Origin of the sequence: Collinsella aerofaciens (assembly GCF_039752955.1) — a bacterium.
In the GTDB taxonomy this organism is placed as follows: Bacteria; Actinomycetota; Coriobacteriia; order Coriobacteriales; family Coriobacteriaceae; genus Collinsella; species Collinsella aerofaciens_BI.
Window position 1 is genome coordinate 50,603 of sequence record NZ_JBDMHB010000003.1, and the last position, 24,377, is coordinate 74,979.

The 24,377-nt window shown below is 58.8% G+C and carries 22 protein-coding genes and 1 riboswitch; of the genes, 16 read left to right on the plus strand and 6 right to left on the minus strand.

What is annotated here, in order from left to right:
* Positions 1-62 precede the first annotated feature (62 nt).
* The 5 genes from ABHR75_RS01505 (at position 63) to ABHR75_RS01525 (ending at position 4,682) form a co-directional block, all read left to right on the plus strand.
* Positions 63-341 carry an autorepressor SdpR family transcription factor gene (locus ABHR75_RS01505; RefSeq protein ID WP_022094448.1) on the plus strand — a complete coding sequence of 93 codons (279 nt, stop codon included), beginning with the start codon at positions 63-65 and terminating at the stop codon, positions 339-341.
* On the plus strand, positions 334-1,038 hold the full coding sequence (locus ABHR75_RS01510) for an SdpI family protein (RefSeq protein WP_195503310.1): 705 nt from the start codon (positions 334-336) through the stop codon (positions 1,036-1,038). The genes ABHR75_RS01505 and ABHR75_RS01510 overlap by 8 nt, the downstream gene beginning before the upstream one ends.
* 177 nt (positions 1,039-1,215) lie before the next feature.
* On the plus strand, positions 1,216-2,895 hold the full coding sequence (gene ettA / locus ABHR75_RS01515; RefSeq protein WP_055251458.1) for an energy-dependent translational throttle protein EttA: 1,680 nt from the start codon (positions 1,216-1,218) through the stop codon (positions 2,893-2,895).
* Positions 2,896-3,175: 280 nt separating this feature from the next.
* Positions 3,176-4,303 carry a hypothetical protein gene (locus ABHR75_RS01520; RefSeq protein WP_148345610.1) on the plus strand — a complete coding sequence of 376 codons (1,128 nt, stop codon included), beginning with the start codon at positions 3,176-3,178 and terminating at the stop codon, positions 4,301-4,303.
* Positions 4,281-4,682, plus strand: a complete 402-nt coding sequence (locus ABHR75_RS01525) for a hypothetical protein (RefSeq protein ID WP_346963471.1) — start codon at positions 4,281-4,283, stop codon at positions 4,680-4,682. Before ABHR75_RS01520 ends, ABHR75_RS01525 begins: the two co-directional genes overlap by 23 nt.
* A 46-nt stretch (positions 4,683-4,728) precedes the next feature.
* Here the strand turns inward: ABHR75_RS01525 and ABHR75_RS01530 are convergent, their stop codons facing one another.
* Together ABHR75_RS01530 and ABHR75_RS01535 are read right to left on the minus strand one after the other, a co-directional pair.
* Positions 4,729-6,036 (minus strand): hypothetical protein, encoded by a 1,308-nt coding sequence (locus ABHR75_RS01530; protein WP_346963472.1) that lies wholly within the window; start codon positions 6,034-6,036, stop codon positions 4,729-4,731.
* 140 nt (positions 6,037-6,176) lie between these two features.
* Complete coding sequence (locus tag ABHR75_RS01535; protein WP_346963473.1) at positions 6,177-7,139, minus strand: hypothetical protein; 963 nt, start codon at positions 7,137-7,139, stop codon at positions 6,177-6,179.
* Between the two features lie 203 nt (positions 7,140-7,342).
* Here ABHR75_RS01535 and ABHR75_RS01540 point away from each other — a divergent pair, with 203 nt between their 5' ends.
* From ABHR75_RS01540 to ABHR75_RS01560, 5 genes are all read left to right on the plus strand, one after another.
* A complete protein-coding gene (locus tag ABHR75_RS01540; protein WP_346963474.1) occupies positions 7,343-9,322 on the plus strand; it encodes an NAD(+) synthase in 1,980 nt (659 codons plus the stop codon).
* 118 nt (positions 9,323-9,440) lie between these two features.
* Positions 9,441-10,604, plus strand: a complete 1,164-nt coding sequence (locus ABHR75_RS01545; protein WP_006234344.1) for a pyridoxal phosphate-dependent aminotransferase — start codon at positions 9,441-9,443, stop codon at positions 10,602-10,604.
* A 201-nt stretch (positions 10,605-10,805) separates the two neighbouring features.
* Positions 10,806-11,756 (plus strand): L-lactate dehydrogenase, encoded by a 951-nt coding sequence (locus tag ABHR75_RS01550; protein WP_006234343.1) that lies wholly within the window; start codon positions 10,806-10,808, stop codon positions 11,754-11,756.
* 129 nt (positions 11,757-11,885) lie between these two features.
* Complete coding sequence (locus ABHR75_RS01555; RefSeq protein ID WP_006234342.1) at positions 11,886-13,046, plus strand: DUF2974 domain-containing protein; 1,161 nt, start codon at positions 11,886-11,888, stop codon at positions 13,044-13,046.
* A 111-nt stretch (positions 13,047-13,157) separates the two neighbouring features.
* Positions 13,158-14,162 (plus strand): nucleoid-associated protein, encoded by a 1,005-nt coding sequence (locus tag ABHR75_RS01560; RefSeq protein WP_022094136.1) that lies wholly within the window; start codon positions 13,158-13,160, stop codon positions 14,160-14,162.
* Positions 14,163-14,407: 245 nt separating this feature from the next.
* Here the strand turns inward: ABHR75_RS01560 and dapD are convergent, their stop codons facing one another.
* The 3 genes from dapD to dapA are packed head-to-tail and all read right to left on the minus strand — an operon-like array spanning position 14,408 to position 18,209.
* On the minus strand, positions 14,408-15,127 hold the full coding sequence (gene dapD, locus ABHR75_RS01565; protein WP_229065262.1) for a 2,3,4,5-tetrahydropyridine-2,6-dicarboxylate N-acetyltransferase: 720 nt from the start codon (positions 15,125-15,127) through the stop codon (positions 14,408-14,410).
* 39 nt (positions 15,128-15,166) lie between these two features.
* Positions 15,167-15,907 (minus strand): 4-hydroxy-tetrahydrodipicolinate reductase, encoded by a 741-nt coding sequence (dapB, locus tag ABHR75_RS01570; RefSeq protein ID WP_195569093.1) that lies wholly within the window; start codon positions 15,905-15,907, stop codon positions 15,167-15,169.
* The gene (gene dapA / locus ABHR75_RS01575) at positions 15,900-18,209 is read right to left on the minus strand and encodes a 4-hydroxy-tetrahydrodipicolinate synthase (RefSeq protein ID WP_346963475.1); all 2,310 of its coding nucleotides are present in this window, start codon (positions 18,207-18,209) and stop codon (positions 15,900-15,902) included. The genes dapB and dapA overlap by 8 nt, the downstream gene beginning before the upstream one ends.
* Before the next feature lie 65 nt (positions 18,210-18,274).
* Positions 18,275-18,443: riboswitch (Lysine riboswitch) on the minus strand.
* A gap of 144 nt (positions 18,444-18,587) precedes the next feature.
* Here dapA and ABHR75_RS01580 point away from each other — a divergent pair.
* The 6 genes from ABHR75_RS01580 to ABHR75_RS01605 all read left to right on the plus strand — a co-directional run bounded on the left by ABHR75_RS01580 (position 18,588) and on the right by ABHR75_RS01605 (position 23,175).
* Positions 18,588-19,775, plus strand: coding sequence for an N-acetyldiaminopimelate deacetylase (locus ABHR75_RS01580; RefSeq protein WP_346963476.1), 1,188 nt, complete (start codon positions 18,588-18,590; stop codon positions 19,773-19,775).
* Positions 19,776-19,939: 164 nt separating this feature from the next.
* Positions 19,940-20,281 (plus strand): HigA family addiction module antitoxin, encoded by a 342-nt coding sequence (locus ABHR75_RS01585; protein ID WP_346963477.1) that lies wholly within the window; start codon positions 19,940-19,942, stop codon positions 20,279-20,281.
* Positions 20,282-20,310: 29 nt separating this feature from the next.
* Positions 20,311-20,634 (plus strand): hypothetical protein, encoded by a 324-nt coding sequence (locus tag ABHR75_RS01590; protein ID WP_346963478.1) that lies wholly within the window; start codon positions 20,311-20,313, stop codon positions 20,632-20,634.
* Between the two features lie 164 nt (positions 20,635-20,798).
* Positions 20,799-21,242 (plus strand): FxLYD domain-containing protein, encoded by a 444-nt coding sequence (locus ABHR75_RS01595; protein WP_195245727.1) that lies wholly within the window; start codon positions 20,799-20,801, stop codon positions 21,240-21,242.
* A gap of 32 nt (positions 21,243-21,274) precedes the next feature.
* Entirely contained in the window at positions 21,275-21,697 is a 423-nt protein-coding gene (locus tag ABHR75_RS01600; protein WP_346963479.1) for an XRE family transcriptional regulator, read from the plus strand.
* 98 nt (positions 21,698-21,795) lie between these two features.
* Positions 21,796-23,175 (plus strand): serine/threonine protein kinase, encoded by a 1,380-nt coding sequence (locus ABHR75_RS01605; RefSeq protein ID WP_346963480.1) that lies wholly within the window; start codon positions 21,796-21,798, stop codon positions 23,173-23,175.
* 37 nt (positions 23,176-23,212) lie between these two features.
* Here ABHR75_RS01605 and ABHR75_RS01610 read toward each other — a convergent pair whose 3' ends face one another.
* Positions 23,213-24,346 carry a coiled-coil domain-containing protein gene (locus tag ABHR75_RS01610; RefSeq protein ID WP_195520508.1) on the minus strand — a complete coding sequence of 378 codons (1,134 nt, stop codon included), beginning with the start codon at positions 24,344-24,346 and terminating at the stop codon, positions 23,213-23,215.
* Positions 24,347-24,377 lie beyond the last annotated feature (31 nt).

A 24,377-nucleotide genomic window follows, 5' to 3' on the forward strand; every position in this document is an offset into this window, starting at 1 on the left:
AGACAAACATCTAAATATCGAGTATAGTGTGCGCGTCATGAGATATGATGAGAGGAGGTCTTATGCCGGGAGAGGGTTTTAAGGCGCTTGCCGATCCAACGCGACGGCGCATTTTGGAGTTGCTGCGCGAGGGCAATTGCACGGCGGGGGAGCTTGCCGAGCATTTCGATATCAGTAAGCCGTCGCTAAGCCATCACTTGGCGACGCTCAAAAATGCCGGGTTGGTGACCGACGAGCGCCATGGCCAAAACATCGTATACAGCTTAAACACCACCGTCATGCAGGATTTAATTGGCTGGTTTATGGGCTTTACAAACACTGAAGGTGATAAGGATGAATAACGAAAACAAGGGCATTCACCCCACGGGGGTATCGTCGCGCGTGTGGATTGCGCTGGTCGCTCTGTGCGCCGCCAATGTCGTAGCGCACCTCATGGTGATGCCGAGCTTGCCTGCGCAGATTCCCACGCACTGGGGCGCGAACGGCGCCGTCGACGGTTGGGGTCCTAGCTGGATGGCCTCCGCGCTCGGCGCGCTGCCTCTGGCGCTTCTCGCAATGTTCTGCGTGGTGCCGCGCATCGACCCCAAAGGTGAGGCATATCGAACCTCGGGCAAGTTCTACCAGGGCTTCGTAATCGCCTTCACCTTGTTCATGTGCGCCATAAGCTGGCTGGGAGAGCTTACGGTCTGGGGCGTGGTGCCGGCGGTCGGTTCGGTCAACGTGCTGATTTCCGGTGTTGTCGGTTTGCTGTTCATCGGCGTAGGCAACTACTTGCCGCGTGTGAAGCAGAACTATACGCTCGGTATCAAGACACCCTGGGCGCTTGCCGATCCCGAGAACTGGCGCCGTACGCAGCGTTTTGGCGGCGCCTGCTTTATGGTGCTGGGTATTGGCCTGATTGTGATGGGCGTGGCAGGCAGCGTGCTTTCGAGTGAAGTCGTCGCCGCGGTGATTGCGGTTCTGGCGTTTGGTTCGGTTGGAGCCGTCTACGTCTACTCGTATCTGTTGTGGCGCAAATCGCAGCGAGCCGCTCGTTAAGGTTGCGGAAAACTAGCGTACGCAGTTCATAGTATGTTCCGGGGGACTTTTCCCAGGTAGTATTAGGGGGTGTGGGCAACCATGCCCCTTTTTATTAGAACGCGCGAACTGCCTCTCCGCTTTTTCCAAAACGGAGAGGGGGAGAAGATTTCCGCAGCTAGATAAGGAGAAATGACTGTGGCGGAGTTCATTTATCAGATGTATCAGGCTCGCAAGGCCCATGGCGACAAGGTAATCCTTGACGACGTGACCCTGAGCTTCTACCCCGGTGCCAAGATCGGCGTCGTGGGTCCCAACGGCATGGGCAAGTCGACCCTGCTCAAGATCATGGCCGGCATCGAGGAGGTCTCCAACGGCGATGCCAGGCTCACCCCCGGCTACACCGTGGGCATCCTGCAGCAGGAGCCGCCGCTCGACGACGACAAGACCGTTATCGAGAACGTGCGCATGGCGTTTGGCGATATGATCGCCAAGGTCGATCGCTTCAACAAAATCGGCGAGGAGATGTGCGACCCGGACTGCGACATGGATGCCCTCATGGCCGAGATGGGCAAGCTCCAGGACGAGATCGACGCCGCCGACGGCTGGGATATCGATTCCAAGCTCGGTCAGGCCATGGACGCCCTGCAGCTGCCCGATTCCGACATGCCGGTCAACGTACTTTCCGGCGGCGAGCGCCGTCGCGTGGCCCTGTGCAAGCTGCTGCTCGAGGCTCCCGACCTGCTGTTGCTCGACGAGCCCACGAACCACCTGGACGCCGAGTCGATCCTGTGGCTCGAGCACTTCCTGCACAACTACCAGGGCGCGGTGCTTGCCGTCACACACGATCGCTACTTCCTGGATAACGTTGCCGAGTGGATCTGCGAGGTCGACCGCGGTCACCTCTATCCCTACAAGGGCAACTACTCCACGTATCTGGAGACCAAGGCCGCGCGTATCGAGGCGCAGGGTAACCGCGACGCCAAGCTCGCCAAGCGCATGGAGGCCGAGCTCGAGTGGGTACGCTCCAGCCCTAAGGCCCGTCAGGCCAAGAACAAGGCCCGTCTGGCTCGCTACGAGGAGATGGAGGCCGAGGCCCGCGCAAGCCAGAAGCTCGACTGGACCGACATCCGCATTCCCGTTGGACCGCGTCTGGGTAACAAGGTGCTCGAGGCCCATCACCTGCACAAGGAATTCGACGGTCGCGTGCTCATCGACGACCTATCGTTCACCCTGCCGCGCAACGGCATTGTGGGCGTCATCGGCCCCAACGGTGTGGGCAAGACCACACTCTTCAAGACCATCGTGGGTCTGGAACCGCTGACTTCGGGCGAGCTCGAGGTGGGCGAGACCGTCAAGATCTCCTATGTCGACCAGAACCGTTCTGGCATCGACCCCGATAAGAACCTGTGGGAGGTCGTCTCGGATGGCCTGGACCACATGATGGTCGGCGAGACCGAGGTTCCGAGCCGCGCTTATGTGGCGAGCTTTGGCTTTAAGGGCCAGGACCAGCAGAAGCGCGCTGGCGTACTCTCCGGTGGCGAGCGCAACCGTCTGAACCTGGCGCTCACGCTCAAGCAGGGCGGCAACCTGCTGCTCCTCGACGAGCCCACGAACGATCTCGACGTCGAGACGCTGTCCTCGCTCGAAGCGGCGCTGCTCGAGTTCCCGGGCTGCTCGGTGGTCATTAGCCACGACCGCATGTTCCTGGACCGCGTCGCCACGCACATTCTGGCGTGGGAGGGCACCGACGAGAATCCGGGCAACTGGTATTGGTTCGAGGGCAACTTCGAGGCCTATCAGGCCAACCGCATCGAGCGCCTGGGCGAGGACGCAGCCCAGCCGCATCGTATTCACCGCAAGCTGACGCGCGACTAGTAGCAAGTAGAAAGGCCGCCACCAAGGGCGGCCTTTCTTGTAGCAATTGCACTGCAGCTATGCCCTGGCTGCTGGTTTGATTCATAATCAAAGTCATCTCTTTGGGATTAAAGCCCGTTTTTGCTATGAGTGATTTTCTAATTCCGTTTAAAACGTAAAGACGCATTGGGTTGCAAGGACATAAGCAAATCGAATTGAAATATAACCAGTGCTGTAACGTTACAAAAAAGATTATAGAATAGGAGTACCTTATAAGTCGCTTCTCTAGAAAGAAGAACATATGCTTTCGCGTCGTCGTTTTCTGCAACTTGTCGCGTCTTCAATTGTCGCCTTAGCCGCACGTCCGAAAGAGGTTTTTGCTTCGACGGGCAATATTGATGGTGAGCAGATACAATTTACTTCTGAAATTGCGCAAGAGCTTGCCGATAAATATATAAAGGGACTCCTCGGCTATTCGTATACGCCTTCTGACCCTATTCCTTTTGTAGATGTTGATGGGTCCCCGCTTGGTTACATTGTTCCGGTTGTGACATCCAATAGAGCCGCGGGCTATTTGGTTTTAGATGCTTCAGATGATGAAATACTTACGGGATATCGTTTTGGAGACGGCTTAGTCAGCCCTATGGATCGGGGAGGAGATCTTGGTGTCGAGTCTTATTCTTTCAATAACCCAGTCGTAATGATCAATCCATTCGAATTCGGCGTGCAATCTTTGGACGGTTCAATAACAACAAATTGCGGAAGAACAATCCCGGCTGTTTCCATAGAAGGACGGCCTGTCGTTTTATCGAATAAACCTTCAAGCTGGAACGATGTTGTAATTTACGCAACTCAAATGCAGGATTACACAGTATCTGGATTTCGTTCCATTTCTCAGTTTATGTCATATGATGAAAGCGAGATTAAGAGGCTTACCGCCCACTATGCTTGTATGGTGACAGCTTTTTCGAACGTTGCGGAACTGTATGGCATTGCCAATTTATATAGCGACCCTTCGCAATATATGCAGATATGGAATTACACCAATACCCATGCTCTTTCCGATGAAGAACAGACTGTTCCCGGCGTTGTTTTGGGTGGAACGCCGATATCAACCTGTGCAACGGGGTTTACAAATTACTGCGCAAGCAGAGGAAGTACTCTTATCGCCCGCACTGTCTCCTCTCCGGCTATCGCGAGCATTCAAAATGAGATTAACTCTAATAGACCGAATGTTTTACATGCGAGTTTGTACAACGGATCAGCCCATTCTGTAACAGCGGAGGCTTACGCCACACTTACTGGTAAGAAAACTGGAGAGACAAGGCAGATGATTGGCATAGCGGACGGCTGGAATTCATCTTTATCCTTCCTGAAGTATGATCAGAGCTATTATGCGTGGACTTATGGAACGACTTTTTCGAAGTAGGGCGATTCGTCTAGCTCTGTCTTTGGTGCTGATGGCTTCATTGGTGGGCTGTTCAACAAAGGAAGAGATATCGCGCGGAGGTTCCGGAGAAGTGACTGCGACAGACTCAGGTTCATTAGAAATAGCTGGCGGGCATGCCGATGTGATGTTACAAGGAAAAGGCGTGCTTAGGTCGATTGATGCTGAAGACGCTGTCTGCTCAATAGAGGATTTGAAGACAGGTGAAACTGCATCGTACCGTGTTTCAGATAATGCTGCGAATATGATTGAGTCGATACCGATTGGAGCACAAGTTTCTTTTAGGTATTTTGCTCCGCAACTTGAGGAGGAGCTTGCTTCTCTGGTGTCTATATGTGCTGATGACAGCCAAAAGGTCTGATTTCAAACGGCCCTGGATGGTCAAATGGCTATCCAGGGCCGTTTTGTCACTCGGCCGGGGCGTTGACCTTGTCGATGACCCAGGCGGCACCGAGGCCACCGGTGGTGTTGTGGCGGATGCGCACAGTGACTTCGTGGCGCTCGCCGGCCTGCGTGTAGCGCAGGGGGAAGCTTGCGCGGTTTCGCGCGGCCTCGATGGTACCGCGCTCGCGGGCAATCCAGTAGTACTCGCCGACGATGCCGAGCGTGTCGGCGCCGTAGGGGAGATAGGTCGACAGCTGGTGCAGAAGCGGGCCGGGGCAGAAGACCTCGGTTGCGAAATCGATGGGGAAGTCCTCGGGGATGGTCGGAGCTGCGGGTGCAGGGGCCGGTGCTGCAGCGGGAGCCGGAGACGGTGCCGGTGCGGGAATTTGGTCGCAAGCAGCGGCGGGCACGGATTCGATGACGGGTGCGGGCTCCGGCGTCGAATCCGGCTTGATCGCGGAAGCTGCGGGCTTCACGGTGACGGGCGCGTCTGCGGCTGCAGTTTTAACCTCAACCTGCGTCACGCTCTCATTCTCGACGCTCGACTTTGCCTCGATGGGCGTGGATGCCATGGTGGTGATGCCGGCGTTGGCGTTCTCGGGGTCATAGACGACCGTGAGCGAGATGGCGGGCTGCGGCGTCTCGGGCTCCGGCGTCGACTCGGTAGCGCCTTGATCGGCGGGCTCGTCGGACTGATCGTCCTCGGCCTCGTTGCCAAAGACATCGCTGTTTTGGAACGCAGGCGTCTCAGGTTGGTTAGCGACTTCTTCGGTTGTCGACTTGGGAGTCTCGTTGAGCTCCGCAGTGGCTTCCTGCTCGGATATGACTTTGGGATCGGTCGTGGCGGCGATTTCGGTTTCGGCTTCTGCCGTTACCTCAATAGCGACTTCGATCTCTGTCTCGGGCTCGGGCTCCGGCACAGCTTCAGCCACGGGCTCGGGCTCGGGACGCTTAACGTGCTTGGGGCGCACGGCCTTGAGGTCCTTCTCGCCGCGCTTCTTCTTTTTGTAGGACTGCTTGGCGCCCTTGGTGGCCTTGGGCTTGTCCTCGCCCTTGGCAAGGGCGGCATCCCATGCCTCGTTGGCGATGACGGTGGCATACAGGCGACCGCCCTTAAAGACGGTCAGCTTAATGCAGTCATCGAGCTCCTCGAGCAGCTCGCGCGTGGACTCGAAGCCCAGGTCATAAGCGGTCATGTCGCCGGCGGCGAGCGCCTCCTCGACCTGCGTCATAAACGTTTGCTTGCCGCATCCAATCGCATCGCGCAGCAGGCGATACAGATAGATGTGGTTGCCCAGCGAAAGCGTGGGCCTAACTATTGTCTTGCTCATGGCAAATCTCCTCTTTACACATGTAAAGCATCTTACCATCGCATAGCGTTCGCCATGGCGGCGCCCAAGGCAAACGGGCGCGAACCGTTGTCGATTCGCGCCCGTTGTACAGGTCGGTTATCTATGAGAGACAAATGTGCTTAGTTGCCCGATGCCGTGCCTTGGCTCGAGTTGTCAGATGCCGTGCCGGACGCGGTTCCGCTCGAGCTGTTCGAGCTGTTGACGTTGCTGCTGTCTGCTGTGCCCGTTCCCGAAGCGGTGTCGCTCGTCTGGCCGCCCGTGCTTGGCTGCGAACCGTCAGTCGTTTGGCTTGAGTCGGTCGTGCCGGATGGCGTGCCACTGTTGGCCGTAGAGGAATCGGTGCCCTGCGATTGGTCTTGGGTGTTCGAGGACGAATTGGCAGAGGTGGAACTGTCTTGCGTGTCGTCCGTTTGCGTCTGCTGATCTTGAGACTGGGTGTTGTCATTTGCATCGCTCTCGGTCGTGCGCGACGAAAGGATTGGCTCGGGGCGCTCGCCCAGACCCTCACCGGCGGTGGTGATAAGGATGGCGCCGGCGCAGGCGATGACCGCGACGATGGCGATGGCGATCGAGAAGACGATGACCTTCTTTTGCGTCTGGCTGCGCTCTGCCGCCGCCTTGGCGCGCAGGCTGTCGGGAGCGACGCGCGCCGTGGTCGCGCGCCCCGCAACTTGGCGCATCTCCTGCGTGGTCGCGGCGCCACCTAGGTGCTCCTTGACATCGGGCTCAACGGGCTCATAGGCGCCGGCAGGGTAGTCGACAGCGGCATGCGTGCCCTTGATTGCTTCGGCGCTGGCGGAGATAAAGTGGCGGTAGACCTGCGATGACACAACGGTGATGACCGAGCTCACGGCGGCACCAATTACTGAACCAGCGATGCCAATCTTGGAAGCAAGCGCGACGCTCGTGGCGGCAGCCGCGGCGCCGGCGATGATCTGGGGAATGGAAATGTCGTCGAACAGGCCCTTTTTGGGTGCGATGGCCATGGTCTGTCCGATGGAATGGTTCTCGTGCACGCCGTTGTTGAGCGATGCCGGCGTCATGACGCGCGTGCGCGGCGCGTCGGTGTACTTGGTTGTCATACGGGGTCCTCCCGGTGTAAATCTGCTTCGTTTCGTGTAGCCATCAGGGTACCCACCAGATGTGAATCGTACGTGACATTTAACAGATACCATCAACTCATCAATTGCTCACCAAGTTGGTGGGATGCGGTTCCACCCGGCGGTTGAACTACAATAGGGCTTGCTAATTGTGTTGAATAGCGTTTACGCACGGGAGCATTCTTATGAATCTTCACCTTTCTCAGTCTGATGGCTTTTTGCGTGTGGCGGCGGCCTCGCCGCGGATTCGCGTGGCCGATGTCGAGGGCAATGCCGAGGTTGCGCTGGCGGCTGTTCGCGAGGCTACCGAGCGCGGCGTTCGCGCGCTGGTGCTGCCCGAGCTTAACCTGACCGGCTATACCGCGGCCGACCTGTTCCATAACCGCACGCTGCTGCATGCCTGCGAGGCTGCTCTGGTGCATATCCTCGACGAGACTCGTGAGTTGCCGATTGTCTTTACCATTGGTCTTCCCGTTGCAGTTGCCGAGAATATCTACAACTGCGCCGCCGTGTGCTGCGCGGGCGAGCTTTTGGGCCTCACGGCCAAGAAGTATCTGCCCAACTATGGCGAGTTCTATGAGCGTCGCTGGTTTGCTCCGGCGCCTGCGGATCCCGTGTGGGTTGAATTTGCCGGTCAGGGTCCGGTTCCGCTGGGCTCGGGGCTTATCTACCGTTGTTGTGATGAGGGTGCCGAGGATATGGTGCTGGGCGTTGAGGTCTGTGAGGACCTGTGGGTGCCGGCGCCGCCTTCGACCGAGATGGCGCTTGCCGGTGCGACGGTGATTCTCAACCCGTCGGCTTCGGACGAAATCATCGGTAAGGCAGACTATCGCCGCAGCCTCATCTCTAACCAGAGCGCACGCCTGTACTGCGCCTATGCCTACGCGGACGCGAGCGAGGGCGAGTCCACGACCGACATGGTCTTTGCGGGCGAGAACCTTATCTACGAAAATGGCTCCAAGCTCGCCGCCACCAAACTGCTTACCTGCGATATGGCCATCGCCGACGTTGACCTTGACCGCTTGGTTGCCGAGCGCCGTCGCTCGACGACGTGGACGCGCACCGACGATGCGCCGGAATCCGCGACCGTTGAGTTTTCGTTTGAGGGCGTACTGGCCGAAGAACCTGTCCTGCGCGATGCGCTCGACATCGACCGAGTCTTCCCCCGCGCTCCCTTTGTGCCGGCCGACCACGGTGATCTGGCTGAGCGTTGCGAGACTATCCTCGACCTGCAGACTGCGGGCCTCAAGACCCGCCTTGCCCACACGGGCACCAAGGCGGCCGTCATCGGCCTTTCGGGCGGCCTCGATTCCACGCTGGCGCTCCTCGTGACCGTGCGTGCGTTCGACGCCTTGGGCCTGCCGCGCACCGGTATCACGGCCGTGTCCATGCCCGGCTTTGGCACGACGCACCGCACCAAGTCCAATGCCGAGTCGCTCGCTCGTGACTTGGGTGTGAGCTTCCGCGAGGTCTCAATCCATGCTGCCGTGGAACAGCACTTTAAGGATATCGAGCATGATCCGGCCGTGCAGGACGTGACCTACGAGAACAGCCAGGCGCGCGAGCGTACGCAGATTCTGATGGATCTGGCCAACCAGGCTGGCGGTTTTGTCATCGGCACGGGCGACCTGTCGGAGCTGGCGCTCGGCTGGGCTACCTATAACGGCGACCACATGAGCATGTACGCCGTCAACGCGAGCGTGCCTAAGACGCTTGTGCGCCATCTGGTGCGCTATGCGGCCGATGTGTTTGGCGGGCGTATTGCCGAGACGCTGCTCGACATCCTCGATACGCCGGTGTCCCCCGAGCTTCTGCCGCCCACGGGCGACGGCGAGATTGCGCAGAAGACCGAGGATTTGGTGGGCCCGTATGAGCTTCACGACTACTTCCTCTACTACCTGCTGCGTTTTGGCTTTGAGCCGGGCAAGATCTACCGCATGGCGCTCAAGAGCTTCGAGGGCGTCTACGACGCCAAGACCGTCCACACGTGGCTACGTACGTTCTACCGTCGCTTCTTTGCCCAGCAGTTTAAGCGCAGCTGCCTGCCCGATGGTCCCAAGGTGGGTTCGGTGACGCTCAGCCCGCGCGGCGATTGGCGTATGCCGAGTGACGCTAGCTCGCGTCTGTGGCTTGCGCAGATCGACGCGCTCAATCCAGTTGACTAAGGTTGGCTAAATTGAACCAATACGGGGGTTGCAAGCGTTACACTTTTGCAATCTGATGGCCCGTATCGCGCGGCGCTCTTGTCGGAGCGCCGCGTTTTTTATATCGAAAGGTGGCACCATGCAGGCATCGCAGCGTCTCGACCGCTTTGGCGCGGAGGTCTTCGCCTCGCTCAACAACAAGCTTCTCGCGCTGAAGGCTCAGGGCAAGACCATTTACAACATGAGCGTGGGCACGCCCGACTTTAAGCCGTACGACCATGTGGTCGAGGCGCTCACGCAGGCAGCCCAAGATCCCGAGATGTGGAAGTATGCCCTGCGCGACCTGCCCGAACTCAAGCAAGCCGTGTGCGATTACTATGAGCGCCGCTTTGGCGTTTCGGGCATTACGCCGTCTATGGTGCAGTCGTGCAACGGCACGCAGGAGGGCGTGGGCCATTTGGGCCTGGCCCTGCTCGATCCGGGTGACACCATTCTGGTTCCCGATCCGTGCTACCCGGTCTTTGAGGCGGGTGCCAAGATCGCCGATGCCAAGCTCGAATACTATCCGCTGGTTGCCGAGCATAATTACCTGCCCTATGTGGCGGGCATCGATCCCGAGGTGGCCGATCGTGCCAAGTATATGATCGTGTCGCTGCCTGCGAACCCGGTGGGCTCGGTGGGCACACCCGAGGTCTACGAGGAGATTATCGCTTTCGCCCGCGAGCATGATCTGCTCATCGTTCACGACAACGCGTACTCCGACATCGTGTTTGACGGCGAGCCCGGCGGCAGCTTCTTGCAGTATCCCGGTGCGCTTGAGGTGGGCGTGGAGTTCTTCTCGCTTTCCAAGTCGTTTAACGTCACCGGTGCCCGCATCGGCTTTTTGGTCGGTCGCGAGGATGTTGTCTCGGCCTTTGCCAAGCTGCGTGGTCAGATCGATTTCGGTATGTTCTTCCCGATCCAGAAGGCTGCTATCGCCTGCCTGAACGGTCCGCGCGATGAGGTTGAGGCGCAGCGTCTGAAGTATCAGGAACGCCGCGATGCCCTGTGCGACGGTCTTGAGGGCCTGGGCTGGGAGCGTCCCAACGCGCATGGTTCTATGTTTGTGTGGGCCAAGCTTCCCGGTGGTCGCACCGATTCCATGGCGTTTTGCGAGGAGCTCATGGAGAAGGCCGGCGTTGTGGTGACGCCGGGCGCGAGCTTTGGTCCTTCGGGCGAGGGGCACGTGCGCATGGCGCTGGTCCTGCCGCCCGATCAGATCGCTTTGGCTGTCGAGGCCATTCGCGAGGCGGGCCTGTATTAGAAACCTATTTCGACTCGTCAATAGCTCGAAACCGATTTCGTGCAGTTATTTTACGAATTCTGCAAACAATTTCGGTAAACGGTCGATTTTTGGCTGCGAATAGGAGCATAATCAAAGTCCCGATTGGATGTATTGGGATTACGGCAAGCCGCTCGGGTCGTTCCCGGGCGGCTTGTTTGTTGAGAGAGATGGGAGTTTCTAATGGTTAACGAGAAGAAGGTCGCTATTGTCGGTTGCGGTTTCGTCGGTTCGTCTTCGGCGTTCGCTCTGATGCAGAGCGGTCTGTTCTCCGAGATGGTCCTCATCGACGTGGACAAGAACCGCGCCGAGGGTGAGGCTCTGGATATCGCGCACGGCATGACGTTTGCCGAGCCGATGAAGATCTACGCCGGCGATTATTCCGATGTCGCCGACGCCGCCATGATCGTCGTCACCGCTGGCGCTGCCCAGAAGCCCGGTGAGACCCGCCTGGACCTGGTCAACAAGAACGTCAACATCTTTAAGTCCATTATCCCCGAGATTAAGAAGTCCGGCTTCGACGGCATTCTGCTAATCGTCTCCAACCCGGTTGATGTTCTGACCTATGCTGCCATCAAGATGTCCGGCCTGCCCGAGGGCCATGTCATCGGCTCCGGCACCGTGCTCGACACTGGCCGTCTGCAGCAGATGCTTGGTGCCCACGTCGAGGTTGACCCGCGCGACGTTCAGGCCTATGTCATGGGTGAGCACGGCGACTCCGAGTTTGTCGCTTGGTCCAGCGCCCAGGTTGCCGGCGTGCCGCTGAACACCTTCTGCGAGCTTCACGGCCACCTGGAGCATGAGGCTGCCGAGAAGCGCATCGCCGAGGACGTTAAGAACTCCGCCTACACCATCATCGAGAAGAAGCACGCCACCTACTACGGCGTCGCCATGGCCGTTAAGCGCATCTGCACCGCTGTTATGCGTGATGAGCAGACCGTTCTGCCCGTTTCCTCGCTCATGGTGGGCGAGTATGGCCTGTCCGATCTGGCCATCTCCATGCCGACGGTCGTTGGCCGCGACGGCGTCGTCTGCCGCGTCCCCGTGCCGCTGAACGATGACGAGCAGCATGAGCTCACCGCCTCCGCCAAGGCCCTCAAGGACATCATCGACAGCGTCGACTTCTCCTGCTAAATTCGGCTCGTTTGGGCAACAGGCTACAATGAAAGGCGTCCGGGCCACACGGTCCGGGCGCCTTTTTAGTGCGAGGGGGGGTCAGGTTACTTTGCACCACCCCAATGCACCATAGTTGATGGGAGGGCCATGTCGGATTCGCCTAATTTTTTGACCTATGCCCAGACGGCGTTTGATCCGTTTGAGGAACGGCCGTTCTGCGCGGTGGATAGCCTGGTCTTTGCGTGGTTGTCCTATTTGCGTTTGCCGGGTGATATGGCGGAGCTGACGAACTGGCAGGGCCTAGACGTACGCGAGCTGCTGCGCGCCGAGTGCTACCAAGACATGATTGGCGACCTGTGGGATCCGGAGGGGAGTCGTGCCCTGTTGGAGGCTGTGGCAGCAAGCCCTCGCTACCGTGGCGTTCGTGTTTGCGGCTATCGTAGCGTGAGTGATGCCGAGACAACGGAGCAGTTTGCGGCCATGACGTTCCGATTTCCGGCGGGGTTTAGCTATCTTGCCTTCCGGGGGACCGACAGCACGATTGTGGGCTGGAAAGAGGACTTTAACATGGCGTTCCGGTGTCCTGTGCCGGCCCAGGAATCCGCGGCGCGTTATGTAGACGAGGCGGCGGATGCGATTGACGGGCCGCTTTTGTGCGGAGGTCATTCCAAGGGTGGAAACCTTGCGGTGTACGGTGCGGCGATGTGCCCCGATGTCGCCCGTGAGCGAATCGAACGGGCGTATTCCCATGATGGTCCGGGCTTCGTCGAGGAGTTTCTGAGCGGCAACGCCTTCGCCGATCTATCCGGTCGAATCGACAAGACGCTACCTCGGTCGTCGATCTTTGGCATGATGTTCGAGACACAGGAGGACTATGCCATCGTTGAGAGCACCGAGTTCAGCCTGCTTCAGCATAATCCCTTTAGCTGGGTGGTTGATGGTCGCGACTTCGTGTACTGTGAGCGCCTGTCCGCCGGTGCTCGATACGTTGATGGCTCCATTCGCGAGATGCTGCTTGCGGTGTCGCCTAACGAGCGCGAGCGTTTTGTAGATGCGTTGTTCTCCGTGCTTGAGGCTACGGGTGCTGAGCGGTTTGCGGATATCGCTGGGAATCTGCGCGAGAGCCTGCCCGTGATGCTCCAGGCTGCGCAAGGCTTTGACAAGGATACGCGACGCTTTGTCTCGCAGACTATCGTTGCGATTCTTAAGTGTGCGCTTCTGCCCAAACGTCCCCAGATCGACATGCCCGCTGCCGGCAAGAGCTTGGCAGAACAGCTCGAGGCTTGGCAGTCCGAGCTCCTGCGCTAACCATTGGTGCAAAGCAACCTGTCCCCGATGCACCAATCTTCGATGCGCCTGGGGCGGGATCGACCGCTATACTGGTTCGTGCCGAAATCGATCTAGAACGGAATGCCGTATATGAAAATCAATCACGCGATTCTGCATATCCTGGACTTTGACTCTGCCGTCAACGTTATGAGCCAGCGCGAGCTCGATATCGAGAGCCGCACCGTGCGTAATTTCGTAACCACGCACCTGCGGCGCGCTCGTACCTCGGCTGATAACAAGCGTGCCACGTTTGCCGAGAACTCCGCATTCGGCGGCGAGCTCAAGGGCTATTTCTTTGGTGAGCGTGAGTTCGTGGATCTGTCTCAGCAGATTGCGGAGTTCATCTCTTCTGAACTTACCAAGGCCGAGAAAGCCGAGTCCACTGACGTGCTTGTGGCGGACTTTGATGACGATGAGGATGCCCGCTGGTTTGCCGTGATGCTGCTGGGCTCCAAGCAGGCTTTTATGCACGAGGTGGGTCGCGAAGAGGGCGAGGTGCGCAACGACATTGCGCGCCACTACGCCATTCTGCCGAATCCCTCGCAAAAGGTGCCGAGCTATGCAATCGTGCGTGCAAGCACCATGGAGATCGGCTATGTGGATAAGAAGCGCAAGATTGCCGGCGAGGATCGCATGCTCATTCCCGATGGCCTGCTGCAGTGCGACACGGGGGTATCGGGCAAGGAGGTCATCGACACCGTGACGCGTGTGGTCGAGGAAGTCGCCGAGGAGCACGGTGCCAACACGGCTGTAGCACTCGCCAAGGTTAAGGCTGCTGTTGCCGAGAAAGTTGAGGATGACGAGGAACTGCCCCCTTGGGATATCGTCGATGAGGTCTTTGAGGACGAGCCGGTTATCAAGGAGAGCGTGCGCGCGGCACTGACTGAGGAGAAGGTGCCTGAGCGTGTGCCCGTGGAGCGCAAGCAGGTCGAACGCGCGGCGGTGCGCAACCACAAGATCCGTACCGACACGGGCATCGAGATCAGCTTCCCGGCCGAGATGGGTTCGAACTCTGAGTACATCGAGTTTGTCAACGAGCCCAACGGCCTCATCTCCATCGAGCTCAAGAATATCGGGTCAATTGAGAATCGATAAACTGCGCTTGGACGCTGCAAAAATAAAGGCCGAAGCCCCGGATGAGGGCTTCGGCCTTTTTACTTGGGGCTGAATTACGTTGCAGGTCGAGCATACGTCAGCGAAAACGCCCCTAAGCGAGCAAGGTGACGTGAAAGAGGAGGGAAGCGTACTTCGGTACGCGACCGACGATTGAACGTCAGATTGCCGCTTAGGGGCGTTTGCAGCGTCGGGCCGTTACGGCGTTTGGTAAAACGCCGTAACTATTAAAGCTGGCGCAGGCCCTCTTCCAGGCCGGTCTTGCTGTCGGTCTTCTCGTCGCGCATCTTGATGGCGCGGGCGGGGACACCGGCCACGACGGCGCCGGCGGGGACGTCCTCGACGCACACGGCGCCGGCGGCAACTACAGCACCCTTGCCCACGTGCACGCCTTCCAGGACCACGGCGTTTGCGCCGATCATGACATCGTCCTCGATGATGACGGGCGTGGCGCTGGCGGGCTCCACAACGCCTGCCAGCACGGTGCCGGCGCCGATGTGGCAGTTCTTGCCCACGGTGGCGCGACCGCCCAGCACGGCGCCCATATCGATCATGGAACCCTCGCCGATAACGGAGCCGATGTTGATGATGGCGCCCATCATGATGACGGCACGGTCGCCAATCTCGACGCGGTCGCGGATGATCGCGCCCGGCTCGATGCGGGCGTTGATGCCCTTAAGGTCGAGCATGGGGACGGCGGAGTTGCGGCAGTCATTCTCGACGTCGTAGTAATCGATGGAATCGGCGTTGGCGTCCAGGATGGCTTTGAGCTCGTCCCAGTCGCCAAAGACGGTCTTGCCGCGACGGCCGCCGTAGACATGTGCGTCGCCCCAGGCAACCTTCATGCCGGGTTTCTCGCGCACATACAGCTTGACAGGCGTCTTTTTAGGCGCGGTGGCGATGTAATTGATAATCTCCTGGGCATCCATCTCGGCTGCGTTGCTCATTCGCTATCTCTCCTTTGGGTGGATTCGGTTGATACCTGGTTAGGCAAACATGACCTGGTCGAACGTATAGAAGCCGGGTTCGCGGGCGACGAGCTTCTGCGCGGCTGCCAGGGCGCCGTTGACAAAGATCTGACGGCTCGTGGCGCGGTGGGTGAGCGTGACCTCCTCGTCCTGGCCAAAGAAACTCACTTCGTGGACGCCGGCGACAGTGCCACCGCGCAGCGAGTGCATGCCGATCTCCTTGGGATCGCGTGCTCCGCACATGCCCTCGCGGCCATAGACGGGGTGGTAGCCTGCCTCGGGCTCGGCTTCGACGACGGCGTCGAGCAACAACTTGGCAGTGCCGCTGGGGGCGTCGACCTTTTGGTTATGGTGCGTCTCGACGATTTCGCAGTCAAAGCCGGGCAGCTCGCGTGTAGCCTGCGCTACCAGATGGCGCAGGGCTGCGATACCGATGGAGTAATTGCCCGAGTGCATAACGCGGGTGTTCTGGCCCAGCTCACGCAGGCGGTCCATCTGCTCGGGGGTGTAGCCTGTGGTGCCTGAGACCAACGCCGCGCCCGTGCGCTCGACATAGGCGACGACAGCGTCGAAGGTCGCGACGTTCGAGAAGTCGATAATCACATCGGCAGCCGGTGCGTTCTCGAGCTCGCTCAAATCGAAGCCAATCTGGGCCACGATATCAAAAACGGGCTGCCCGGCGGCATCGACAATGCTTTCGGCGGTGGTGCGGATGAGCGAGCCCATGCGGCCCGTTCCCATAATGACGGTCTTAATCAAGCAGACCAGCTCCCTTCAGAGCATCGGTAAGTGCGGATCGCGTGTCGTCTGCCATGGGGCACAGCGGCATACGGTAGTTTGCCTCGATCATGCCCATCTGGGCGAGCGCTTCCTTAACGGGGATGGGGTTGACCTCGCTAAAGAGGGCATTGATGAGCGGCTGACCGGCAATCTGGATATCGCGGGCGCGCTCCACGTCGCCGTCCAAATAGGCGTGGCACATGTCGTGCACGAGCTGCGGCTGAACATCGGCCCACACGCTGATGGTGCCCGAGGCGCCCAGGCTCATGAGCGGCACGGTAAGCGCGTCCTCGCCCGAGTACATGTGGAAGTCGTCTGACAGCAGGTGAGCGATCTTGGCCGCGTAGGCGACGTCGCCCGAGGCTTCCTTAATACCCATGATGTTGGGATGTGCGGCCAGGCGCTCTACGTTGTGCTCGCTGATACCGCAGCCGCAACGACCGGGGATGTTGTACAGGATGCAGGGAATGTCCACGGCATCGGCTACGGTCTTAAAGTGCTGATAGATACCCTCTTCGTTAGACTTGTTGTAGTAGGGGGTAATGAGCAGCAGGCCGTCGGCTCCCAAGCCCTGGTAAGTAAGCGACTTGGTGAGCATGGTCTGCGTGGAGTTGGAGCCCGAGCCGGCGATGACGGGGACGCGTCCTGCAACTTGCTTGACCACCGCGGCGACAACGGAGTTGTCCTCGTCGTCGGTCATCGTGGCGCTCTCGCCGGTGGTGCCTAGGGTGAGGATGGCGTCGGTGCCGTTTTGCAGGTGGAAATCGATAAGGCGCCCAAGCGCGTCAAAGTCGACACTGCCGTCCTTTTTAAACGGCGTAACTAGGGCGACGGTTGAGCCCTCGAGATTGCGGATGTCCATGTTCTTCCCCTTCGCCTCTGCGATCTGGATGCGTTTGTTCCATTGAGCTGCGACTGCCAAGCGCTCGTCTTTGGCGCGACGGCGTGCACTTTCGGCGCGCGACTTGGCCAGCAGCTCTCGGCCGCACGGCAGCACGTCGAGCGTGGCAAAGTAATCGCCCGGGCGCTCGGCGCGGCGGATGAGGTCGGCCGCGCCATCGGGGCGCAGCAGGACCTCGGCCGAGCGCAGCCGTCCGTTGTAGTTGTAGCCCATGGAGTAGCCATGCGCACCGGTATCGTGGATTACAAGCAGGTCACCCATGTCGATATGCGGCAGCTCGCGATCGATAGCGAACTTGTCGTTGTTCTCGCATAGGTTGCCCGTGATGTCATAGGTGTTCGTGACGGACGCTGTGGCCTTGTCGGCGCCGCCCGGCTGACCCATTACCGTAATGTGGTGGTAGGCGCCATACATGGCAGGGCGAATCAAATCGACGGCGCTTGCATCGACACCGATATAGTCCTTGTAGATCTGCTTCTCGTGGATGGCCTTGGTGACCAGGCAGCCGTAGGGGCCCATCATAAAGCGGCCCATCTCGGTGCAGATCGCCACATCGCCCATGCCGGCGGGAACCAGGATCTCGTCGTATGCCGCGTGTACTCCCTCGCCGATGGCGCGAATGTCGTTGGTCTGCTGCTCGGGCAGGTAGGGGATGCCGACGCCGCCGGACAGATTGATGAAGGCGACGTGTGCGCCGGTCTCGCGCTCCAGGCGTACGGCAAGCTCAAAGAGGATGCGCGCGAGCTTGGGGTAGTAGTCGTTGGTGACAGTGTTGCTGGCAAGGAATGCGTGGATGCCAAAGTCCTCGGCGCCCTTGGCCTTGAGCATGCGGAAGGCCTCGAAGAGCTGCTCGGTGGTCATGCCATATTTGGAGTCGCCCGGGTTGTCCATGATGCCGTTGGAGAGCTGGAACAGGCCGCCTGGATTAAAGCGGCAGCTGACCGTCTTGGGGATGGGCCCCGCAACGCGCTCAAAGAACCCGATGTGGCTGATGTCGTCAAAGTTGACGATGGCACCCAGCTTGTCGGCGAGCTCAAAGTCGGCAGCCGGTGTGTCGTTGGACGAGAACATGATGTCGTGTCCCGTGATACCCAGTGAGCGGGCGATCATGAGCTCGGTATAGCTCGAGCAATCGCAGCCGCAGCCGTATTCGTTGAGAATGGAGATGAGCGCCGGGTTGGGGTTGGCCTTGACGGCAAAGTATTCCTTAAAGCCCGGGTTCCATGCAAAGGCGTCGCGCACTTCTTGCATGTTGCGGCGGATGCCCGCCTCGTCGTATAGATGAAACGGCGTGGGGAACTGCTCGACGATATGCTCGAGTGTCTCCTTGTCCACAAACGGCTGCTTGGCCGCATATGCCTCGTTGGGGGTCAATGCCATGTCCCGTAAACCTCGCTATCCAGACGGCGCCATCTGCGCATCGAATCCGCATAGCGTGGACCCAATGTCCGGATAGCGCTCCCGCATTGCTGCAGACAGTCCTGTGGGTGTTTCCCACAGGCCCACCAGGTTGTTCGTGCCCGAAAAGCCCAGTTCGGCGGGTTTCGCCTCCCCACGGGGTCAAAGCCTGCCGGCTCGCCCGCGGTTCTTCGTGCCCGCGCCTCTATCAAGTGGTAACGACCCTACCACGTTGCACTTTACCAAACAAGAGTATTCGTATATAACGTTTAAAAAATGCAGGGATATGCTGGAAACATGTGCGCCACAATCCTGTATCACAATAAGTTGCAACAGATGTGCCTCACGAAGGGATCCTCTATGACCGAGCTCCAAGAACTCCGTCGCTATCGCCGCGATCTCCATCGCATTCCGGAGCTCGATTTCGATCTTCCGCAAACCATTGCCTATATCGAGGGCGTGCTGGCACCGCTCACCTGCGAAGTGACCCATCCGTGCCCCAGCTGCGTCTGTGCTTTCTTCGACGCCGGCGTTGATGCCGCGCATGCCACGGCGATTCGCGCCGATATGGATGCGCTGCCCATCGCGGAAGCGACGGGAGCGGCCTTTGCCTCAACCCATCCCGGCAAGATGCACGCTTGCGGACATGACGGACACATGGCCATGGCGCTTGCCGCCGCGACGTATGTCGACCGTACGATTCGCGAGCATCCGGGCGCCATTAGGCGCAATGTTCTCTTTGTGTTCCAGCCGGCCGAGGAAACGACCGGTGGTGCCAAGACGGTATGCGAGAGCGGTGTGTTCGAGCGCTATGGGGCCGACCGCATTTTTGGCTTCCATGTGTGGCCCGATCTGCCCGCCGGCACGTTGGCGAGCTGCTCCGGTCCGTTGCTGGCGCGTTCGAGTGAGACACACATTCATATCCATGGAACGAGTATCCATATCGCCAAGACCTACGGCGTTCCAGTCGAGGAATCGCACGATGCCGCGCTGGCAGCGGCCAAGTTCTTAGTTTCCGAGCGCGAGCTCATGGACGAGTTGGGTGCCGATGAGCCCTGCATTGGCAAGTTCGGCCTGCTGCAGGCAGGCACCGTCTGCAATGCGGTGGCGGGGGAGGCCCATGTTGCCGGTAGCTTGCGTGTGTTTACGGACGCCATGTTCGACCGTGCGCGCGAGGGCGTACGCCGTGCGCTCGACGAGGCGTGCACCGCAACGGGCTGCACGTATGATCTTGACTTTGCCGAGGGCTATCCACCGGTCGATAACGACCCTGAGTTGTTTGCCCGAATCGCGCCCGCTCTGCCCGAATTGCAGCTCGTGGACGAGCCGCTGCTAATCGCCGAGGATTTCGCGTTCTATCAGCGCCATCTGCCGGGCGTGTTTTTCCTGCTGGGCACGGGTATGCCAGAGGACCAAGACAACCCGAGTGATTCGGATGGCTGCCCCGCCTATGCCACAAGCGCTCTGCATACCGATAGCATGCTCTTTGACGAGGAAATTCTACTCAAGGGCCTCGATGTCTACAAACGATTGCTTTTGCTTGACTAAGGTGTGAAGGACTATTTGTTCTAGAAAACACGAACAAACGTACGATATAATAGAGATGTAAGTCTATAGAAACGTTTGACGTTACTAACGTAAGGCGATACTATGATTGCATCGTAATGAGCGCTATCGGGTCTGTTTTGAGTGGAGACAGGAGATGGCTTGGAATGTCGAAATCGTCGATTATCACAAGTGATGAGACTTCGGCCGATTTGCTGTCGCCGGTGACTCCTGGTGAGCTTCTCAAAGAGGAGTTTCTTGTTCCCATGGGCATTTCTCAATATCGCCTTGCGAAAGAGACTGGGATTCCGGCTCAGCGTATCGGGCAGATTGTCTTGGGAAAACGTCGCGTGACGGCCGACACCGACCTTCGCCTTTGCCGCTACTTTGGCCTGACGGATGGTTATTGGCTGCGCGCCCAGATAGCGTTTGATCTCGAGGCGGAGAAGAGGCGCATCGAACCGGAACTGGATAAGATCGTTCCTGTCCAGCAGGCCATCGCACTGTAGTGCTCAGAGATGATGGGGGTGGCGCGGCGATGAAGCGACGCCGACAGTCTGCCGTATATAGTCCGGGTGGATGCGGGTGCGGCCTGCTGCTGCTTCCGGTTATTGCTGTGAGCATTGGCGTGATGTTTGCGCTTGCCGGGTTGGCAGCAGCGGCACTCGTGTTGCTGATTGTGGCCATTGGCGTGACGATTTGGCTCTATCGTTGCCGCGAGCAACGTCGTGCCGACGGTAAAACCAATGTCGGCTGGGTTGTATTCCTGGTCATTGCGTACCCGCTGAGTGTCAGCTACCTGGTGTTCTTTGTCCTGTTGATGGTCAGTGCCTTTACCGGGGAATCCGTCACGGTGGGTTGATGCGCTGCCAGCAGACGGTTGCGCAAAGTGCGTTTGCCCAACGTTTGGATAACTGCATTGGCCGTTTACCGCAGCCTTAGCTCTCAGCTAATGAATTCAAGTTTAATCCTTCCTACGATGTGCTGTGTGCCGGCACGGTAGCCGGATCGTAGGAAGGATGAATAATGGCAAAAGAGGGAAAGAAGCCAATCGGTAAGATTGTCCTAGGCATCATCGTGGTGCTGGTTATTGTCGGTGCCGTGGGCTCTATGGGCGGCAACTCAACCGATTCGTCTGCGAGCGATTCGGCAAAACCTGCCGAGACGACACAGCAGGCTAAGGAGCAAAAAGAACCGCAAGAACCGTATACCATTGCTGACGAGGCTGAAGACACTTCCAATCAGTTTACCTATAAGATCACGGGCACCCTGACCAATAACACGGACAAGGAAAAGAGCTACATTCAGATTGAATATGTTCTGTATGATGCCGATGGCAACCAGGTTGGAACGGCTCTTGCAAACACCAATCATCTGAAGGCGGGCGGCTCCTGGAAGTTCGAGGCGCTGGGTACGGTGTCTCCCGACCAGGTTGCTAGCTGGGAGCGTTCGGACGTAAGCGGTTTCTAGCATGTTGCATGCACTGGGGGAGGTGAAGTCGTATGTCCGATAAAAAGCTGACCGAGGAGTTGCTCAATGAGCTTCTCGATGCGCCGAACATCGATGGCTATATCAAAGAACACGACTTTGCCGCTCCGTCGCTTTCGAACTACCTGAAGCAGCTACTGCAGGAAAAGGGCTTGGAGCGCTCGCGCGTGGTTCGTATGGCCGATCTCAATGAGACCTTTGGGTATCAGATCTTTACCGGTGCGCGGTATCCGAGCCGCAATAAGGTGCTGCAGATTGCCTTTGCGATGGCGCTGACGCTCAAAGAGACCAACCGTGCGCTGACGGCTGCCGGGGTAAGCGTCCTTAACTGCAAGGACCGCCGCGATGCGATTATCATCTTTTGTATCGATCGCGGGTGCAGCCTCCAAAAGGTCAACGAGGAGCTGTATCGCTTTGGCGAGGAGACGGTGAGTTAGCGGTTGATATCTGAGCTGGCGGAGCTGCCGAACAACGACGCAAACGAACGGGGCGCAGATGCCATGGGGTGTCTGCGCCCTGCGCTATGATGGAGGCTATGGATACTCAGAGCCCAACATATTCCGATGACGAGCTGACCGCAGCGCTTGCCGAGCACCTGGCGTCGCTCGATCGCGACGACAGCTATCGCGTGGAGCGTGTACTTAAGCGCTCGTCCGTCGAAACAACCGAGCTCGTGTACTTTGAAGGAACCGGCGGTGGTTCGCTCGGTCCCTTTGTTCGTAAACGCATCGATGCCTCGGCTCAAATCGGCGGGGCATACGAGCGTCTGTTTGCCGCTCAGCGGGCAGGCAGGCGTTTTGAGCACCTGCCCAGAATCGTCGATTGTCGTCGTGTGGGCGACGAGCTCAACGTGGTTATGGAATACATCGAAGGGGAGACACTCGGGGCGCTGGTGGACCGTCTGGGAGCCACCCCCGATTATGCGCGTGAATTGTATCCTGCCCTATGCGATGCCGTGGGCGAGCTCCATGCCGGTTTTGCAATGGTGGGGGAGACGTCGGCGCCGGTGATCCATCGCGACCTCAAGCCGTCGAATATCATCGTGACAGGTGCCAACTATACGCCTGATGACGGCCTGGCATTTTCATCGCTGGTGATTATCGACCTGGGGATCGCGCGCGTATGGCGCGATGGCGCCGATGCTGACACCGTCAAGTTTGGCACGCGACCCTATGCGCCGCCCGAGCAGTATGGGTTTGGGCAGACGAGTGTGCGCAGCGATGTCTACGCACTTGGGGCCCTGTTGTTCTTTTGCTTGACGGGAGTCGACCCTAAACCAGGGCTCGACATGCGCGAGCAATGTGAGGCATGCGGCATTCCCACTCCACTTGCCGATGCCGTCTGCATGTCGATGGCGCTCGACCCGGTCAAGCGTTTTGCGAGCGCGGAAGCGTTGGGACGGGCGACGCGCGCGGCATACGATCTAAGTCGCCCCGTGCGGCCTCCTGCGCCTGTGCTTGTCCGTACTCCGGCCTCGGAGACGGTGTTGACGCTCCAAGGACTCCAGAACCCCACAGGGCTTCCTAGGCCTGCCGCCTCCACTGCATGCGGTCTGCTCTCTCGCGTTCCGGAGTCTCTGGGGCGCATTTGGAATACGCTCGTCTTCTTCTCGCTGCTTGTGTTCTTTGCCGGAAGTCACTTTGCCGTCTTTCACCCCACGGGAGCAAACCAAAGCTACCCGACGTGGCTTCTCATAATCGAGTATTTTTTCTTTGTCGATGGCCTTATGGTGCTTATGCATTTTGCGCTGTTCGACAAGCGTCGTCTTCGTCGGCGATTCGCGCTGCTCGACAGCTATCGCGGCAAGAAACTCGCGAAACTCTGGCTCAAGGCATTGGGTGTGCTGCTCCTATGCATGATCGTCATAGTCGCGGTTGCCAATGCGACCGGCGTCGTCGATACCTCCGCTACCTAAAAGAAAAGGGCCCCATTGGGGCCCTTTGCAGTTGCACTTAGATGCGGTTCATCTGAGCGGCGACTTTGTTGTACCAGTCCTGCCACGTGGGCGGGCAGTACTTTTTGGCTGCTGCCGGGGTAAGGGTGGAGCCGTAGTTGGCGCCCAGATAGGCAACGTGAGCGGAGATGCCCTCGCTCCAGCTGCCAAAGCTGCGCCAACCGCCGCCACGGGCACTCCAGCCCCAGGCGTTGTAAGAATTGGCGCAATAAGCACCCTTGGTGCTCTCGATGCAGGCGATGGCGGGGGACCAACGGGGGTCGACACCGGTATTCCAAGCGGCGACGGCAAAGTTATAGCCCTGGCCTGCCATGGGGGAGCCGGCGAGATAATTGTCGATGCGGCTCGTCCACTCATTAATGAACGAATCGTAATCGGAGCTACCGGTATTGGCGTTGTTCACCGTGGTGTCGATGGTGGTGTTGGTGTTGGTGGCCTGGCTGCTGGAATTGCTGCCGCTTACGCCCTCGCCCGAGAGCTTCTCGGCGGCAGCGGCCTTATCGGCCTCAAGCTTGGCAAGCTCGGCGGCATTTTCCTGCTCGGCTTTTGCCTGTGCCTCGCTGCGGAGCTGCTGGGCCTGTGCCAGCGCATCCTCGGCGTTTTTCTGCTCTGCCTCAAGCTGAGACTTGGCCTGCTGGAGCTCAGCCTTGTTCTGCTCGAGTTCGGTTTGCATGTTATTGAGCTGTTCGATCTCGTCGACGCTCGAGCTCGTGATCTGGTTGGTGTATTTGCAGGTCGTGATGAACTCACCCAGGCTCTGTGCGTTGACCAGGAAGCTCACGATGGGATTGGTGCCCTTCTGATACTTGTACAGATCGCGCATGGCGGAGCTTGCCTTGGCCTGCTGCTCGGGAAGCTTGGCCTCGATTTCCTCGATGCTTGCCTCATTGGAGTCAATCTGCTTTTGCAGGTCATCGAGTTTGGTGCGGGCGTCGTTGTATGCGCTCGTGGCGGCTTCGATCTTCTGCTGGGCTGCGGAAAGCTGGTCCTGCGTTGCCTGCGAGGCGGCATACGCCGCAACGGGGGAGAGCATCGGCGTGGCCGTCAGCGCAACGGCGAGCACGGCGCTCGTGATGATACGAGCCGGCTTCGACGCAATGAACGCTGCGGTGCGATGATTCGAATGCTGCATCCAGTCCCTCTGCAATCAATCGTAGGTTATG

Coding starts and splice junctions, on each gene's coding strand:
- ABHR75_RS01545 (WP_006234344.1), top strand. CDS start 9,441: ATGCAGGCATCGCAGCGTCTCGACCGCTTTGGCGCGGAGGTCTTCGCC.
- ABHR75_RS01550 (WP_006234343.1), top strand. CDS start 10,806: ATGGTTAACGAGAAGAAGGTCGCTATTGTCGGTTGCGGTTTCGTCGGT.
- ABHR75_RS01530 (WP_346963472.1), bottom strand. CDS start 6,036: ATGAGCAAGACAATAGTTAGGCCCACGCTTTCGCTGGGCAACCACATC.
- ABHR75_RS01535 (WP_346963473.1), bottom strand. CDS start 7,139: ATGACAACCAAGTACACCGACGCGCCGCGCACGCGCGTCATGACGCCG.
- ABHR75_RS01605 (WP_346963480.1), top strand. CDS start 21,796: ATGGATACTCAGAGCCCAACATATTCCGATGACGAGCTGACCGCAGCG.
- ABHR75_RS01520 (WP_148345610.1), top strand. CDS start 3,176: ATGCTTTCGCGTCGTCGTTTTCTGCAACTTGTCGCGTCTTCAATTGTC.
- ABHR75_RS01560 (WP_022094136.1), top strand. CDS start 13,158: ATGAAAATCAATCACGCGATTCTGCATATCCTGGACTTTGACTCTGCC.
- ABHR75_RS01610 (WP_195520508.1), bottom strand. CDS start 24,346: ATGCAGCATTCGAATCATCGCACCGCAGCGTTCATTGCGTCGAAGCCG.
- ABHR75_RS01505 (WP_022094448.1), top strand. CDS start 63: ATGCCGGGAGAGGGTTTTAAGGCGCTTGCCGATCCAACGCGACGGCGC.
- ABHR75_RS01555 (WP_006234342.1), top strand. CDS start 11,886: ATGTCGGATTCGCCTAATTTTTTGACCTATGCCCAGACGGCGTTTGAT.
- dapD (WP_229065262.1), bottom strand. CDS start 15,127: ATGAGCAACGCAGCCGAGATGGATGCCCAGGAGATTATCAATTACATC.
- ABHR75_RS01595 (WP_195245727.1), top strand. CDS start 20,799: ATGGCAAAAGAGGGAAAGAAGCCAATCGGTAAGATTGTCCTAGGCATC.
- ABHR75_RS01510 (WP_195503310.1), top strand. CDS start 334: ATGAATAACGAAAACAAGGGCATTCACCCCACGGGGGTATCGTCGCGC.
- ABHR75_RS01580 (WP_346963476.1), top strand. CDS start 18,588: ATGACCGAGCTCCAAGAACTCCGTCGCTATCGCCGCGATCTCCATCGC.
- ABHR75_RS01525 (WP_346963471.1), top strand. CDS start 4,281: ATGGAACGACTTTTTCGAAGTAGGGCGATTCGTCTAGCTCTGTCTTTG.
- ABHR75_RS01600 (WP_346963479.1), top strand. CDS start 21,275: ATGTCCGATAAAAAGCTGACCGAGGAGTTGCTCAATGAGCTTCTCGAT.
- ABHR75_RS01585 (WP_346963477.1), top strand. CDS start 19,940: ATGTCGAAATCGTCGATTATCACAAGTGATGAGACTTCGGCCGATTTG.
- dapA (WP_346963475.1), bottom strand. CDS start 18,209: ATGGCATTGACCCCCAACGAGGCATATGCGGCCAAGCAGCCGTTTGTG.
- ABHR75_RS01540 (WP_346963474.1), top strand. CDS start 7,343: ATGAATCTTCACCTTTCTCAGTCTGATGGCTTTTTGCGTGTGGCGGCG.
- ABHR75_RS01590 (WP_346963478.1), top strand. CDS start 20,311: ATGAAGCGACGCCGACAGTCTGCCGTATATAGTCCGGGTGGATGCGGG.